The 12,071-nt window shown below is 63.7% G+C and carries 12 protein-coding genes and 1 tRNA gene; 3 read left to right on the plus strand and 10 right to left on the minus strand.

Annotated elements, in window-relative coordinates; all coding sequences use genetic code 11:
- Positions 1 to 451: 451 nt before the first annotated feature.
- The 4 genes from queF to yaaA are packed head-to-tail and all read right to left on the minus strand — an operon-like array spanning position 452 to position 3,856.
- On the minus strand, positions 452 to 1,309 hold the full coding sequence (gene queF, locus E5CHR_RS24540; RefSeq protein ID WP_162582251.1) for an NADPH-dependent 7-cyano-7-deazaguanine reductase QueF: 858 nt from the start codon (positions 1,307 to 1,309) through the stop codon (positions 452 to 454).
- Complete coding sequence (locus E5CHR_RS24545) at positions 1,287 to 2,198, minus strand: alpha/beta fold hydrolase (RefSeq protein ID WP_162582252.1); 912 nt, start codon at positions 2,196 to 2,198, stop codon at positions 1,287 to 1,289. The genes queF and E5CHR_RS24545 overlap by 23 nt, the downstream gene beginning before the upstream one ends.
- 33 nt (positions 2,199 to 2,231) lie before the next feature.
- Positions 2,232 to 3,074: a 2OG-Fe(II) oxygenase gene (locus E5CHR_RS24550; RefSeq protein WP_162582253.1), complete on the minus strand. Its 843-nt coding sequence runs from the start codon at positions 3,072 to 3,074 to the stop codon at positions 2,232 to 2,234.
- On the minus strand, positions 3,071 to 3,856 hold the full coding sequence (yaaA, locus tag E5CHR_RS24555; protein WP_162582254.1) for a peroxide stress protein YaaA: 786 nt from the start codon (positions 3,854 to 3,856) through the stop codon (positions 3,071 to 3,073). The genes E5CHR_RS24550 and yaaA overlap by 4 nt, the downstream gene beginning before the upstream one ends.
- A gap of 287 nt (positions 3,857 to 4,143) precedes the next feature.
- Between yaaA and E5CHR_RS24560 the strand changes: the two genes are divergently transcribed.
- Together E5CHR_RS24560 and galU are read left to right on the plus strand one after the other, a co-directional pair.
- Complete coding sequence (locus E5CHR_RS24560; protein WP_162582255.1) at positions 4,144 to 7,014, plus strand: valine--tRNA ligase; 2,871 nt, start codon at positions 4,144 to 4,146, stop codon at positions 7,012 to 7,014.
- An 86-nt stretch (positions 7,015 to 7,100) separates the two neighbouring features.
- The gene (gene galU, locus E5CHR_RS24565) at positions 7,101 to 7,991 is read left to right on the plus strand and encodes a UTP--glucose-1-phosphate uridylyltransferase GalU (RefSeq protein WP_162582256.1); all 891 of its coding nucleotides are present in this window, start codon (positions 7,101 to 7,103) and stop codon (positions 7,989 to 7,991) included.
- Here galU and E5CHR_RS24570 read toward each other — a convergent pair.
- From E5CHR_RS24570 to cysM, 4 genes are all read right to left on the minus strand, one after another.
- On the minus strand, positions 7,972 to 9,090 hold the full coding sequence (locus tag E5CHR_RS24570; RefSeq protein ID WP_162582257.1) for an SGNH/GDSL hydrolase family protein: 1,119 nt from the start codon (positions 9,088 to 9,090) through the stop codon (positions 7,972 to 7,974). The two genes, galU and E5CHR_RS24570, sit on opposite strands and share 20 nt — an antisense overlap.
- A gap of 12 nt (positions 9,091 to 9,102) precedes the next feature.
- The gene (locus E5CHR_RS24575; protein WP_162582258.1) at positions 9,103 to 9,330 is read right to left on the minus strand and encodes a sulfurtransferase TusA family protein; all 228 of its coding nucleotides are present in this window, start codon (positions 9,328 to 9,330) and stop codon (positions 9,103 to 9,105) included.
- A 31-nt stretch (positions 9,331 to 9,361) separates the two neighbouring features.
- Positions 9,362 to 9,919, minus strand: coding sequence for an NUDIX hydrolase (locus tag E5CHR_RS24580; RefSeq protein ID WP_162583882.1), 558 nt, complete (start codon positions 9,917 to 9,919; stop codon positions 9,362 to 9,364).
- 64 nt (positions 9,920 to 9,983) lie between these two features.
- Complete coding sequence (gene cysM, locus E5CHR_RS24585) at positions 9,984 to 10,886, minus strand: cysteine synthase CysM (RefSeq protein ID WP_162583883.1); 903 nt, start codon at positions 10,884 to 10,886, stop codon at positions 9,984 to 9,986.
- Positions 10,887 to 10,937: 51 nt separating this feature from the next.
- Between cysM and E5CHR_RS24590 the strand changes: the two genes are divergently transcribed.
- Positions 10,938 to 11,022: transfer RNA gene (locus tag E5CHR_RS24590), tRNA-Leu, on the plus strand.
- 92 nt (positions 11,023 to 11,114) lie between these two features.
- Here E5CHR_RS24590 and E5CHR_RS24595 read toward each other — a convergent pair.
- Both E5CHR_RS24595 and E5CHR_RS24600 read right to left on the minus strand, forming a co-directional pair.
- Positions 11,115 to 11,510 (minus strand): RNA recognition motif domain-containing protein, encoded by a 396-nt coding sequence (locus E5CHR_RS24595; RefSeq protein WP_162582259.1) that lies wholly within the window; start codon positions 11,508 to 11,510, stop codon positions 11,115 to 11,117.
- Positions 11,511 to 11,777: 267 nt separating this feature from the next.
- A complete protein-coding gene (locus E5CHR_RS24600) occupies positions 11,778 to 12,056 on the minus strand; it encodes a hypothetical protein (RefSeq protein ID WP_232062183.1) in 279 nt (92 codons plus the stop codon).
- Positions 12,057 to 12,071: the final 15 nt, after the last annotated feature.

Raw genomic sequence — 12,071 nt, forward strand, 5'->3', positions numbered from 1 at the left:
ATTTAACGTCTCTCGCGAGACAAACTCATAAAAACGGAATTGAAGTGAACTTCACTTCTATTCTCATGAGCATTTAAAGCCTAAAAGGCTTCGTTCCGAAGAACTTGGCCATTCGCCTCAAACGCCCACGCTTATCGGCTGTATATTTTTAACGATCCCACAAGACAGGCAACACGCTGCGCCTTTCTTGCCAACCCCGCTGCGATCAGCGAAGCCTTCGATTATTACACGGTTTTTGAAGAACCACCAAACTTTTTTGAAGCCCCAGAACCCGCCAACCTCTCGATCAACACAGCCCCAGACCCTCCTCCGCATCCAACCCAGCCACCAAAGCCCCTCAGAACTTCAGCCGCTACGCATTCAGCCGAGCCTTCGATTATGACACGGTTTTGACAATCCGCAAGCGGCTCGACTTGTTCGCGCTAGCCGCAGCTTAGGCTTCAACACAGTTCTACTGGCGCGCCATCCGGATATTTGGTGGCAAGGCCTGGGGCCAGCTGGTACGGAACGGGTTAATGTCCAGGCCGCCGCGGCGGGTATAGCGCGCATAGACGGCAAGCTTCGTGGGTTGGCAACGGCGCCAGATGTCCAAGAACATGCGCTCGGCGCAAGGCTCATGAAATTCGTTGTGATTGCGAAAGCTCACGATGTAGGCCAACAGGCCAGCTTGGTCGATGGGCGGGCCGCTGTATCGGATTTGGACGCTACCCCAATCGGGCTGCCCGGTCACCAGACAGTTGCTCTTGAGCAGACGACTGCAGAGGGTTTCCGTAACCGGGCTCTGCGTCGCATCACTCGAAAGCAACTCCGGAGCCGGCTGGTAATGCGTGCATTCGATGTCAAGACGATCTAGATCGAGACCATCAAGCTCGTCTACCTTTTCGAGACCGAACACATCCTGGCCCAACAGCCTCACTCCAATGCCACTCGCCTGGCCGCTGCCTCTCCACAAAGCTTCTCCCAGATCGGCGCGCAGTCGCTCGCGCACTGCCTCGGAATCCGCAAGTACAGTGCTGTTAAAGCTGTTGAGATAGAGCTTGAAGGACTTGCTCTCGATGATGTTGGGCGTCTCGCAAGGCACTATGAAATGTGCGATCGCCAGTTGCGGTTTGCCGCGCGGGTTGAGCCAGCTGAGCTCAAAAGCCGTCCAGAGGTCCGCGCCAAAGAAAGGCAGCGGTGCGTTTGCAATGCCCATGGCTTCGCGTTGCGTGGCGCGCGGGATCGGAAACAGAAGGTCGGGATCGTATCGATCGACATAGGCCGAGGTTCGCCCCAACTGTGATTGTTCAGGTGTGTTGTCTAGGCTCATGCACGCTTTCGGCGGTCTGCACAAAGGGAATGATGTGTTGCAACAGGATGTCGCACACCGGTGACGGCAGATCGTGGCCCATGCCGGCCACCGAGACAAAACGCGCACCCGGAATGCGGCGCGCCGTATCCTGCCCGCATGCGAGGGGCACGAGGGGATCGGCGTCGCCATGCAGGACCAGCGTCGGGCTGCAGATCCGCTCCAGCGAGCCATGGCGGCCCCTGTCGGCACCGATCGCCAGCATCTGCCGCACGGTGCCAGCAGGCCTGTAGGCGCGCCGCAGACCACGGGTGATGCGCTCGGTCAAAGTTCGCTCATCCTCAGGAAATGCCGGGCTCGCGATCAGCCGGACAACGCCCAGACTATGCGCGACCAAGGCCGCCTCGGTCCTGCCGGCGGGGCGGCGCATCAGCGCCGCAGCAACGTCGGGCCGCGGCCCCGGCAGGTTGCGCGCTCCGCTCGAGCTCATGATGCTGATCAGGCTTGCGGTGCGCTGCGGCGCGGCGATGGCCACGCGCTGCGCGATCATCCCCCCCATTGAAGCGCCCACCACATGCGCGCGCCGAATGCCTAAGGCATCGAGGACCCCGAGCGCGTCATCGGCCATTTCCTGCAACGAATAGACGGAGCGCACCGGCAGCCCCAAGCGATGCCGGAAGCTCTGCCAGACCAGGTTGCGCGTGCCGGCGTGGTCAAAGCCTTGACTCAGACCAATATCCCTGTTGTCGTGGCGCACAACCCGGAATCCTGCCTTGATCAGAGCCTGCACAAATTCGTCAGGCCAGGCAATGAGTTGCATGCCCAACCCCATGATCAGCAGTACCACAGGACGTCCCTCACCGCCGCTGTCCTCGACCTCGATCTGAATGCCATTGGCTGTGAGTTTCATGACATGGTCAGCCTTTGCAGGCAGTCGCAGTGCCTAGCGGAACTCGCGCTCGCGCAACCACTTGGTCGCCACCCATTTCTCGCCTGCCAGCACCGGGGCACCTCCGTGCAGAGTGTGCGTCGCAGGATCCGGCCGCTCGTAGCTGAAGAAGACGCCGGTGCCACGCTTGGGCGCGACTTCGAGGCCAACGTCCGGGAAAGTCGTGGCACCACCGAGCCCTGGCTCTTGCAGGTACATCACAAGCGTGGCCACGCGCTGGCCGCCACGGCGCAGGATGGTGGGCGTGCCAGGCTCAGCAGGGTCGAAATAGTCGTAATGAGGCCGGTATTGGGCGCCAGGCGAGTAGCGCAGGACCTGCAGCCCCTCGCCGAACTCCAGCGGCCAGCGCAACAGCAACGCGATGCGCTGCTCCAACCGGGCGACGACAGGGTTCTCCCCGCGCTCGAAGAACATGCCGTCACTGGTGCGATCGACATTGAGTGCCTCACCCCCTGTCTGAGTCTCCACGGTGAGGGACCGCGCGAGGCGCTGCCGTGCCGTCTGGATGAGGTCTTCGCATTCGTCGTCCGAGAGCAGGTCGCCGAACACGACAACCCTCGGATGGCGCAGCGTCTGCAGCACCTGCACGCGACGGTCACCTGCGTCGATGTACAGCGGCGAGTTCGACAAATCTGGTCCGGGCATCGAGGTACGCGTAACAGCGACGGTGGCCAGGCCCGCCGCCTGCGCCTCGGACCCAGCGAGCGCCGCATCAACCGCGTCGTCATGCCACCCCGCGTCACGCATCGAAGCGCGCAAGCTGTGGATGGAGTGCCCAGCCGCGAGCTGGGTGACAACCCATTCCCGCAATTCAGAACTGATGGCTTGGCTCGTCACGCCGATCTCCTTCGAAATACGAAACGCTCCGGCGCCGAGGCGTGGGCGTCGAAGACATAGCCTTCGAAATCGAACTTCTCCAGCGCCCTCGGCGTGGAGGCCTTGTGCAGCACGGCCCAGCGTGCCATCAGGCCGCGGGCCCGCTTGGCGAAGAAGCTAATGACCTTGTATTTGCCATTCTTCCATTCCTCGAACACGCACTCCACCACACGCGCTTTCAGTACCTTCAGGTCGACCGACTTGAAGTACTCTTGCGAGGCCAGGTTGATCACCACCGGCGTGCGATCCGCCGCAAGGCGGTCGTTGAGATACTCGGCGATCCGCGCGTTCCAGAAGGCGTAGAGATCCTTGCCATACCTGTTGGCCAGCTGCGTGCCCATTTCCAGCCGATAAGGCTGGAGCCGGTCGAGCGGGCGCAGCACGCCATAAAGCCCGCTCAGGATGCAGACATGCTCCTGGGCCCATCCGAGCTGCGCAGCACTCAGCGTCTTCGCGTCAAGCCCACCGTAGACATCGCCATCGAAGGCCAGTGCTGCTTGCTTCGCGTTGTGGGCCGTGCCCTTGGCAGTCCAGGCGGCATAGCGCGTCACGTTAAGCGCCGCAAGCTTGTCGGACAGGTGCATGAGCTCGGCAACTTGCTGCGGTGACTTCTCACGCAGGATCTTGATGAGCTCTGCAGCGGGCCCTCGGGTGCCCTCGAAGTGCGGCTGGGTGACGGGAAGCGTGCCGGGCGCGGCGGTTTCGTAATCGAGCGACTTGGCCGGGGAGAGCAAAAACAGCATCCGCGAATTATCCCGCGGGCCGAGGCGAGGCGGCGCGAAGGGGGTGTGAGTCAGGCCCGTCCAACAATCCACCCCGAAGAGATCCGTGAAAAGGCTGATTCGCCAACGCAGCGTTCGCCGCCTCTCCTCCGGTCGCGCGAGACATCGTCATCCCCGCGTCGGCGCTCCGCTCAACTGCAGGCGAGCGCGCTGAACCCCGCCGCAGGCGGCGCTCGAATAAAATCCGGGGCTTTCCCCAACCCACCCGAACGGCATCCTGCGGGATGCCGTTTTCGTCTTTGCACCCTATGAGCGACACCTTGTCCCAGCCCGGCCTCGAGAGCCTGTCCAAATCCTTCGAACCCGCTGCCCTCGAGGCGCACTGGGGTCCCGAATGGGAACGGCGCGGCTACGCGAGAGCAGGCGCTCGCGGTACCGGACAGCCCCAAAAAGGCGCGGCGTCCTTCGCGATCCAGCTGCCGCCGCCGAACGTGACCGGCACGCTGCATATGGGACACGCGTTCAACCAGACGATCATGGACAGCCTGGCGCGCTACCACCGCATGAAGGGCGACAACACACTGTGGGTGCCGGGCACCGACCACGCGGGTATCGCGACCCAGATCGTGGTCGAGCGTCAGCTCCAGGAGCAGAAGATCAGCCGCCACGACCTAGGCCGCAAGAACTTCGTGGCACGGGTGTGGGAATGGAAGCAGAAGTCGGGCAACACCATCACCAACCAGATGCGCCGCATGGGCGACACGGTGGACTGGAGCCGCGAGTACTTCACGATGGACGAGAAGCTCTCGAACGTCGTCACGGACACCTTTGTGCGGCTTTACGAGGAAGGCCTGATCTACCGCGGCAAGCGGCTGGTCAACTGGGACCCGGTGCTCAAGACCGCGGTGAGCGATCTCGAGGTCGAGAGCGAGGAGGAGGAAGGCTTCCTCTGGCACATCGCCTATCCGCTCGAGGACGGCTCCGGGTCGCTCACCGTCGCGACCACGCGCCCGGAAACCATGCTGGGCGACGTTGCCGTGATGGTCCACCCGGAAGACGAGCGATACAAGGCGCTGATCGGGCACAAGGTGAAGCTGCCGTTGGTCGACCGCCTGATCCCGGTAATTGCCGACAACTATGTCGACAAGGAATTCGGCACCGGCGTGGTCAAGGTCACGCCCGCACACGACCACAACGACTATGCGGTGGGTCAGCGCCACGGCCTGCCGATCATTGGCGTGCTCACACTGGACGCCACCATCAACGACAACGCGCCCGAAAAATACCGAGGACTCGATCGTTTCGACGCCCGCAAGTCGGTGGTGCTCGATCTGGAGGCCCTGGGCCTGCTCGTCGAGACCAAAAAGCACAAGCTCATGGTGCCGCGCTGCGCGCGCACCGGCGCCGTGGTCGAGCCGATGCTGACCGACCAGTGGTTCGTCGCCATGACGAAGCCCGACGCCAGCGGCCAGTCGATCGCGCAGAAGGCCATCGACGCGGTGCGCTCGGGAGAAGTGAGTTTCGTGCCCGAGAACTGGGTCAACACCTACAACCATTGGATGGCGAACATCCAGGACTGGACCATTTCGCGTCAGCTCTGGTGGGGCCACCAAATCCCGGCCTGGTACGACACCGAAGGCAAGCTGTACGTCGCACGCAGCGAAGCCGAGGCCCAGGCGCAGGCGCCCGGCAAGACGCTGGTGCGCGACGAGGACGTGCTCGACACCTGGTACTCCTCGGCGCTGGTGCCCTTCTCTTCGCTAGGCTGGCCCGAGAAAACACAGGACTACGACCTGTACCTGCCCTCCAGCGTTCTGGTCACGGGCTACGACATCATCTTCTTCTGGGTCGCCCGGATGATCATGATGACGAAGCACTTCACCGGCCGGGTGCCGTTCAGGCATGTTTACATCCACGGGCTGGTGCGCGACTCGCACGGCCACAAGATGAGCAAGTCCGAAGGCAACGTGCTCGACCCGGTCGACCTCATCGACGGCATTGCCCTTCCCGAGTTGCTCGAGAAGCGTACCCAGGGGCTGCGCCGCCCCGAGACCGCGCCCGCCGTGCGCAAGAACACGCAGAAGGAATTCCCCGACGGCATCCCCGCCTTCGGCGCCGACGCGCTGCGCTTCACCTTTGCCTCGCTCGCCTCATTGGGCCGGAACATCAATTTCGATCCCAAGCGCTGCGAGGGTTACCGGAACTTCTGCAACAAGCTTTGGAACGCCACGCGCTTCGTTCTGATGAATTGCGAGGGTCAGGACTGCGGCCTGCGCGAGCACACCAAGGAAGAATGCGCTCCGGGAGGACCGGCCCATGGCTACCTCAAATTCAGCCAGGCCGACCGTTGGATCGCCTCGCAGCTGCAACGCGTCGAGGCTGAGGTCGCGAAAGGCTTCGAGGAATACCGCCTCGACAACGTCGCGAACTCGATCTACCAGTTCGCATGGGACGAGTTCTGCGACTGGTATCTCGAGATCGCCAAGGTCCAGATCCAGCAGGGCGAGCCCGCCCAGCAGCGCGCCACCCGTCGCACACTGATCCGCACGCTCGAGGCACTGCTGCGCCTGGCGCATCCGCTGATCCCCTTCATCACCGAGGAGCTCTGGCAAAAGGTGGCACCGGTGGCCGGCCGCCAAGGGGAGTCGGTGATGGTCGCGCCCTACCCGCAGAGCCAGCCCGAGAAGATCGACGAGGCCGCCGAGGCTCATGTGGCGCGGCTCAAATCGCTGGTTGACGCCTGCCGCACGCTGCGTGGCGAGATGAACGTCTCGCCCGCCATGCGGCTGCCGCTCTATGCCGTGGCCGACACCGCGGATGGCAACGCTTTCGTGCGCCAGGCGGCACCAGTGCTGCAGGCGCTGGCCAAGCTCAAGGAAGTCAAGGTCTTCGACGACGAAGCGAGCTGGGCCGCGGCGGCCGAGGCGGCCCCCGTCGCCGTGGTGGGCGATGTGCGGCTGTGCCTGCACATGGAGATCGACAAAGCAGCGGAAAGATCCCGCATCGGCAAAGAGATCGCACGAATCGAGGGCGAGATCTCCAAGGTCAACGCCAAGCTGGGCAACGAAGCCTTCGTCGCCAAGGCGCCGGCCGCGGTGATAGAGCAGGAGCGGAAACGACTGGCAGACTTCAGCGCTACCCTGGAGCGGCTGCGCGACCAGCTTGTGCGCCTCGGCTGACACATCGAGCACACGGAGAGCTTTAGTATTCGAGGCTGGCGCTCGGCGCCGCCCAAACTTCGATTCACCGACCCAACGCTAAGCCCATGTCCACTCCCACCAAGCGCATTCGCAAGGCCGTGTTCCCAGTCGCCGGCTTCGGCACGCGATTCCTGCCGGCCACCAAGGCACAACCCAAGGAAATGCTGCCGGTGGTGGACAAGCCGCTGATCCAGTATGCCGTCGAGGAGGCCTACGCTGCCGGCATCCGCGACATGATCTTCGTGACCGGCCGCAACAAGCGTGCGATCGAAGACCACTACGACACCGCCTACGAGCTGGAAAGCCAGCTCGAGGCCAGCAACAAGCTGGAGCTCCTCAAGATCGCGCAATCGGTGATGCCGGACGACATGACCTGCTCGTACGTGCGCCAGCCGCGCATGCTGGGCCTGGGCCACGCAGTGCTGTGCGCCGAACACCTGGTCGGAAATGAACCATTCGCTGTGCTGCTGGCGGACGACTTGATGGTCGGTCCCGAGGGAGGCGAACCTGTGCTGGCGCAGATGACGCAGGTCTTTGCCAGGCTCGGCGGCTCGGTGCTGGCAGTGCAGGAGGTGCCCCTGGATCAGGTCAAGCGCTACGGCATTGTGGCCGGCGACACGGTCGAGGAAGGCCTGGTCAAGGTCAATCGCATGGTCGAAAAGCCCAAGCCCGAAGAGGCTCCCTCGCGACTCGGCGTGGCGGGCCGCTATATCCTCACGCCAGGCGTGTTCGACGAAATTCGCAGCCAGCCCAAGGGCGCGGGCGGCGAGATCCAGCTGACAGATGGCATCGCATCGCTGATGAAGAAGGAGGCGGTCTACGCCTATTCATACCAGGGTGTGCGCTACGACTGCGGCAGCAAGGAGGGCTTCCTGCAAGCCAGCGTCGAACTCGCGCTCGCGCATCCGGAGGTCGGGGCCCAGTTCCGCGCCTACCTCAAGACCCTGGAGCTCTAGCGGGCGCTGCCGCGGTCAGGGGCTCGAGGAAGCGGCGCAGTTCCTCGTCCTCGATGGGCGCGATCGGCAGATCGAAGGCGTCACGCAGGCGCTTCACCAGCGCCTGTGCCCACAGCGCGTTCCATACCAGACCCGAATGCAGGTCCGCGAGAACAGAGTTGTGCGGATCATCCCCGACGCTGTTCGTCACACGCAGCGCGGAGCCGATCTGCACTGTCTTGTAAGCCGGCTTGCCCTCGGCATTGCGCGAGCCCCAGTGCGTTTCGAACCAGGCCACGTCATCGAAATACGCCAGACGCTCATCGCCCTGGGCCAGCTGACGGATGGCGGCATTGAAGGCCTCGAGCGCGGACCGGATGTTGCGAGACTCCTTTGCCGATTGCCAGCGATCGGAGTTCGCAGGATCGTCCGCCTCGTTACCGATGCCCACCAGCAGGATGCGGGTGGCAGGGTGTGAAGCTTGGATCCGCCTGACTGCCGCACGGATCTCGCCGGCACAGAAGGCCGTGACCTTGCGCAGCTCCGGCGCATCAGGATCACTGGCCTGGAGGTCCAGCAGGCCCGCCCAGCTGTTGAGGCCAATGCGAATCACCACCACGCCACGCCTCCACCGCTCCGGCTCTTGGTCCATCAGAGCGACCAGGCGCGGCACCTGCCGGAAGCGACCTTGCATCAGATTTTTGCAGGCAGCGCCGGAGTTGGCGAAGTTGTAGAGATAGTCTTCCTTCCGTGGCGCCCGGCCGCCCGGCAGGCCCATCCATTCGCGCGCCAGCGCAACCACGCCCGGTCGGCCCCAACGCATCCAGGGGCCCGGATCGATTTGATGGCCGCGCAGGCGTGCCAGGACTTCGGTCCATTGGAATGTGCGTGCACGGAAGGCGCCGCCACGCTCGGTGCTGTCAGGCGGAAACCAGGCCTTGTCCTGATAGGAATGGCTGTTTGAATCGCCCAGGACGGCGAACGGAATCGCGTCGGACGCCGGGGCGGAACGCACAGGTGTGTCGTGCGGCATGCCATCGCTCCACAAGGCCATCACGAGCGCTCCGGCCGCCATGGCCAGCGCCAAGCCACCGGCGGCGATGCGCGCGCTGCGCTTCACGGCGAAAAGCCCTCAGCGGCGACGCAGGACGTGAATGAAGTCGTCTCCCACCGTCTGCTGGTCGACCAGGTCGTTGCCGGTCTGGCGGGCGAAGGCCTGGAAATCACGCATCGAGCCGGGGTCGGTGGAGATCACCTTGAGCAATTGCCCGCTCAGCATCTCGTTGAGCGATTTCTTCGCCTTCAGGATGGGCAGCGGGCAGTTGAGTCCGCGCGTGTCGATTTCTTTGTGGATGTCCATCGGTATTCCTTCTTCCGGGCCTGCCGGAATTCTAGGAGGCGGCCGTTGCGTCGGGCGCGGGCGTCACGGGTCTTGGCCATTCGATGAACTGCGGCTCGTGCCCGCGTGTGCGGAGCCAATCGGCCAATGCGTAGCCGGTGCCCGCCGGCCAACACCGGAGATCGGCCAGGTCATACAGCCGGTAGTCGACCAGCTCGGGCGAAAGCCGCACCTCGCCGTCGGCCACCGCATGGTAGGCAATGATCACCTGGTTCATGCGCTGGAAGTCGTAGACGCCGACCAGATCGAGGGCGCTGGTGTCGAGGTTGGTCTCTTCCTTGATCTCGCGTGCGATGCCTTCCTGCGGCGTCTCGCCAGCCTCCATGAAGCCGGTGATCAGCGCATACATCTTGTGTGTCCAGGCAGCGTTGCGCGCCAGCAGCACCTGGCCCCGGAATTCAATGATCGCAGCGAGCACCGGCGTCGGATTGTTCCAATGGGTCCACCCGCAGGCGCTGCAGCGCAGGCGCGACTTGGGCCCTCCATCCTCGGCAAGTTCGATGCGCGCGAGGGGGGTGGCGCAAGCCGAGCAGAACTTGGGATCGTTCATGGTGCTCATGGCATCACCTCGGCACTTCGCACTGCGGTATTTACCTCGACAGCGGGCGGACGGCTCATGCCGGGAAAACGCCGGTGGAGAGATAGCGATCGCCGCGGTCGCAGACGACGAAGACGATCGTCGCGTTTTCCAACTTCTTCGCGGTCTCGAGCGCCACCCACAGTGCCCCAGCGGACGAGATGCCCGCAAAGACCCCCTCCTCGCGCGCCAGCCGACGGCACATTTCCTCGGCCTGGTCCTGGCTCACGTGAACCAGTTGATCGACACGGCTGGGCTCGTAGATCTTGGGCAGGTACTCCTCCGGCCACTTGCGGATACCCGGGATGCGCGAACCCTCCTCTGGCTGCGCGCCGATGATCTGCACCGCAGGGTTCTTCTCTTTCAGGAAATGAGAAACGCCTGTGATGGTGCCGGTGGTGCCCATCGCGCTCACGAAGTGCGTGATGCGTCCACCTGTGTCGGCCCAGATCTCGGGTCCGGTGGTCTCATAGTGGATGCGCGGATTGTCCGGATTGGCGAACTGATCCAGCACCCGGCCTTTTCCCTGCGTCACCATTTGCTCGGCGAGGTCGCGGGCGTACTCCATGCCGCCGCTCTTGGGCGTGAGCACCAACTCGGCGCCGAACGCCTTCATGGTCTGGGCCCGCTCGACCGAGAGGTCTTCCGGCATGATCAGCACCATGCGATAGCCCTTGATGGCCGCCGCCATCGCGAGCGCAATCCCGGTGTTGCCAGAAGTGGCCTCGATGAGCGTGTCCCCGGGCTTGATCTCACCGCGCTCCTCGGCGCGCTTGATCATCGAGAGCGCCGGGCGATCCTTCACAGATCCGGCAGGGTTGTTGCCTTCCAGCTTCGCCAGAATCACGTTGCCGCGCTTCGAATTCTCGGCTGCATCGATGCGCTGGAGCGCGACCAGCGGCGTCTTGCCGATCGCGTCCTCAATGGTCGGGTAGTTCACATTTGCCATGCCAGGCACTGTGCCATAATTTTGAGCTCTCTTCCTTCCCTTGCCCGGGTGGTGAAATTGGTAGACGCAGGGGACTCAAAATCCCCCGCCGCAAGGCGTGCCGGTTCGATTCCGGCCCCGGGCACCACGGACCAGGCGGCGCACTCTCGGCGGCTAGCCGGGACGCCGGCAATAAAAAAGGCTCCCAAGGGAGCCTTTTTTGCTGATGCCGACAGGCGCTCAGTAGCCGCCGCGGCCACCGCCGCCGTAGCCACCACCGCCGCTGCGGCCACCGCCGCCACCACCACCACCGTAGCCGCCACCGCCACCGTAGCCACCGCCACCGCTGCGGCCACCGCCGCCGCCGAAGCCGCCGGGCGAACGGGGCTCCATCGGACGGGCCTCGTTGACGGTCAGGGCGCGGCCTTCGAGCGATTGGCCGTTCAGGCCTTCGATGGCTGCGAGCGCTTCCGAATCGCTGCCCATTTCGACAAAGCCGAAGCCCTTGGAGCGACCGCTGTCGCGTTCCATCATGACTTTGGCGCTGGCGACGTTACCGTAGGCGGCAAACGCCTGTTCCAGATGGTTGTCGCGGACGGAATAGGCGAGGTTGCCTACGTAAAGTTTCTTGCCCATGGAGGACTCCTAATCAAACTAAAAAAACAATCGATGGAGTCCCAGAGTCACAACAAGCAAGGATGCGCAGTGGCGCGAAACTGAACCGATTACCCAATACGAAGCCAAAGCGAACCAAAGCGACGCCCCGGCATTGTCGCGCACTTCTTGGGGTCGCGGTCAAGATTCCTATCAAGGGAAACGCTTAGTTCTCCAAAGCGGCCTGATCGGGCGACGTTAGAGTACTTCCAGCGCTGTTGCGGCGCGCGGGCCGGACCCGCACCTTTCTCAGGCCTTTGCCTGCGCCTCCAGCCGGCGGTTGGCGTCGAGCGCGTAAAGCACGGCCTTCTCATCCTGGCCCTTGCCCGACGCATCCCCGATGGGCAGCTGGGCCGAGCCGTAGAGCTCGCGCTCCAGTCGCTTCGCACGCTCGGAATACATGCGGGCCAGCGCACCATGATGCTCTGCGGCCGCCTGGTGCTCGATGCGCGCCAGGTGAGCTTCCTCGAGCAGGGCCATCACCCGCCGCAGATGGCCGTTTCGGTTGGGTTGGAAAAAACTGAACATCAAATCCTCCATCGC

It is taken from the genome of Variovorax sp. PBS-H4, from assembly GCF_901827205.1.
GTDB lineage: Bacteria > Pseudomonadota > Gammaproteobacteria > Burkholderiales > Burkholderiaceae_C > Variovorax.